This window comes from Blautia difficilis, assembly GCF_014297245.1.
Lineage (GTDB): Bacteria > Bacillota > Clostridia > Lachnospirales > Lachnospiraceae > Blautia_A > Blautia_A difficilis.
On sequence record NZ_JACOQG010000072.1, the window covers coordinates 1 to 3,066 of the forward strand.

Sequence of the window (3,066 nt, forward strand, 5' to 3'; positions counted from 1 at the left end):
GGTAACTGTTCCAGAATATCTCCCATCGCATCACGAATCTGTAACTCTCTCTTATCCGTAATGTCGGTTTCATATTCATCTGTTTCCCCTTTGAGCCATTCCACAGATACATGGAGTGCTTCCGAAAGACCTTCCAGCACCATTTTTTTCGTATTGTCAATCGAACCATTCTCATAACGCAGGATTGTAGAAGCGGTAACCCCCATCTTTTCTGCGACATAAGGCTGTGTCAGATTCAATTCCAGACGGCGCTGTTTTACTCTGCTGCCTATCAGCTTGCGTAGTTCTTTATCTTTCATGCTGACTGCCTCCTTTTTCGGTATGTATGAATTATAGCATTGTTTTTCCAAAATTGCAATATGCAACATAAAGTTTGTTTTTGATATTTCGTAACGCTTGACAAAAAGATATGAAAAGGATATACTTACATCACAAGAATTGCATAATGCAATTTATAAGGAGGTGATTATATGACGCAAAGAAAAATTGCATTATCCATCGAAGAAGCTGCTGACTATACGGGAATCGGCAGAAATACCTTAAGACAGCTTGTAGAACGGAAGAAACTTCCAGTATTAAAGGTTGGTCGCAAAGTCCTGATTAAAACCGATATTCTGGAAATGTTTATGGAAGCTAATGAAGGTCGTGATTTGAGGGATAGAGGAAATGTAAAAGCCGTAACAAGAACTGCGGCAAATTAAAAAGGCGGCTTCCAAAGAAACCGCCAAAGGTTCTATCAGACCGAAGCCATGATATACCTACACGCAAGAAGATTATACCATGTGCTTCTTCTGATACGCAACCGAGAACTTATGTTTGCAAAAGAAAGGGGAATGTAATCATGGCAAAATCAACAAAAAGTTATGAAGAACGAATGCTTGAAATGGAAAAGAAGGAACAGGAAAGCCTTGAAAAGGCGAAAAGATATGCAACACAGAAGAAAGAACTTCTGAAACGAAAGAAAGCCGAAGAAAGTAAAAAACGAACCCATAGGCTCTGTCAGATTGGCGGTGCAGTGGAATCCGTTCTTGGTGCACCTATTGAGGAGGAAGACATCCCAAAGCTGATTGGTTTTCTGAAAAGGCAGGAAGCCAATGGGAAGTTTTTCTCAAAGGCAATGCAGAAAGAAGCCAATACCGATATGGAGGAAGTGTAATGGCGGAGGGGATGAGTTTTTCATTCCCTTCATTGCTTTTTCATGAAGGGCGCACTTATGGACAACCAGAGGTCGTCCCAATAAGTTTGCCACAAGTGGCAACCGGTCTGCGCTCACGCTTGCCGGGCTCGTTCCGTCGGCGGGGCTTTCAGCCAGACCTGCTCATGCCGCAGGAGGCACTCTTCGCCAGAGGGGCGCATTCCATGCAGACTGCTATGCGCAGGGCACTCTTACGCAGAGGGCGTTCCGGCAATGCTGCTTTTTCTAAAATTGAAAGCAATGTTGCCGGAAATCTATGCCGGATGTGCAGAAAGGAGGAATCCAGACATGGCGATTTTTCATTACACAATCAAAATAGTCGGACGAAGTAAAGGAAAATCTGTTATCTCCGCTTCTGCATATCTCAATGGGGATGTGATGAAAAACGAAGAAACCGGGAGTATCAGTTATTACACTTCTAAAAAAGAAGTGGTCTACACCAGTCTGATGATGTGCGAAAACGCACCTTCTGAATGGCAGATAGTACCAGAGGAAAATATAAAACGCTTTCAAAAGTCTGTCCGATACAAAAGGTCAGAAGATAAAGAAGCTGCTATAAAAAAATTTAAAATCACATTTCAAAAACAGAGGTTATGGAATGAGGTATTGAAGATTGAAAAAAGTGCGGATGCCCAACTTGGCAGGTCATTTGAATTTGCCCTTCCAAAAGAATGGAGCAGACAAGAACAGATTCAATATACAGCCGACTATATCCAAAAAACATTTGTGGATAAAGGAATGTGCGCTGATTGGAGTATCCACGACAAAGGGGATGGCAATCCTCATGTCCATCTGCTTCTGACTATGCGCCCTTTTAACCCGGATCATTCTTGGGGAAAGAAAGAAGTCAAGGATTGGGAATTTGTCAGAGATAAAAACGGAAATATCGTGATTGATGAATCCCATCCGAACTGGTGGCAGGATAAGAAAAACCCTGACCGTCATGGAATCCGTATCCCTGTATTAGACGAAAACGGAATCCAGAAGATTGGTGCAAGAAACCGCTTGCAATGGAAACGGGTGCTGACCGATGCTACTGGATGGAACAATCCAAAAAACTGTGAACTATGGCGGAGTGAATGGGCAAAGGTATGTAATGAACATCTGCCTTTGCAGAATCAGGTCGATCACCGTTCTTATGAAAAACAGGGAAAACTCCAGATTCCTACCATCCATGAAGGCGCTGACGCAAGAAAGATTGAACAAAAGTTTCTTGCCGGGCAGGAAATAAAAGGTTCGTGGAAAGTAGCGGAAAATCAAATCATAAAACAACAAAACACGTTATTGCAAAAGATACTGGACACCTTTGGGAAAGTATCGGGTGCATTATCATTATGGAAGGAGCGATTAAATGACATTAGAAGAAAGCCGGGAAATTATACCCTTAATGGAATCCATGATTGGGCAAATCGAAGAACAGCAGACCTTAATGGCAGAAATGATTCTGGAAATGCAGAACCGGGACACCCAACTCTCTCTTATGCAGGAACAGAATCAGAAATTGCAAAAATTAAACAGCGAGTTATCCGGGCTGCTCAACATTTTGCCAAATACCGAGGAACTGCTTTCCAAGATGGAAGAACAGAAAACGAAGATAGAACTTTTGGAAAACGAAAATCAGCAATGGCAGAAATTGGCACAGAAGCTGAACAGCGAAAACAGTTTATTACTGAAACAGAACACCGAATTGCTGAACTGGAACAGCAGATAGAGAAAGGACGTGATATAGATGAACGAATCCAGAGAATTAAATGAATAATCCGGTGCCCGTGTCCCTGCTGTCCGGTGACAGGAAACCGCAAATCCGTTTTTTAGGGAACCACCATTCCGGTAGTGGAAACCTTTATCATAAATCCTTTAGAATGTAATCA

At 42.3% G+C, this 3,066-nt stretch carries 3 protein-coding genes and 1 pseudogene; 3 read left to right on the top strand and 1 reads right to left on the bottom strand.

From position 1 onward, the window contains the following. The coding region (locus H8Z82_RS16745) for a helix-turn-helix domain-containing protein (RefSeq protein WP_186995751.1) at positions 1 to 299 on the bottom strand (299 nt) is incomplete at its 3' end. Between the two features lie 171 nt (positions 300 to 470). On the opposite strand from H8Z82_RS16745, the gene H8Z82_RS16750 reads away from it, so the two are divergent. From H8Z82_RS16750 to H8Z82_RS16760, 3 genes and pseudogenes are all read left to right on the top strand, one after another. Then, complete coding sequence (locus H8Z82_RS16750) at positions 471 to 701, top strand: helix-turn-helix domain-containing protein (RefSeq protein WP_186995752.1); 231 nt, start codon at positions 471 to 473, stop codon at positions 699 to 701. Between the two features lie 140 nt (positions 702 to 841). After that, positions 842 to 1,156: a relaxasome subunit MobC gene (locus tag H8Z82_RS16755; protein WP_072522126.1), complete on the top strand. Its 315-nt coding sequence runs from the start codon at positions 842 to 844 to the stop codon at positions 1,154 to 1,156. Positions 1,157 to 1,483: 327 nt separating this feature from the next. After that, a pseudogene (locus H8Z82_RS16760) lies at positions 1,484 to 2,947 on the top strand (MobA/MobL family protein); the annotation flags it as partial. Positions 2,948 to 3,066: the final 119 nt, after the last annotated feature.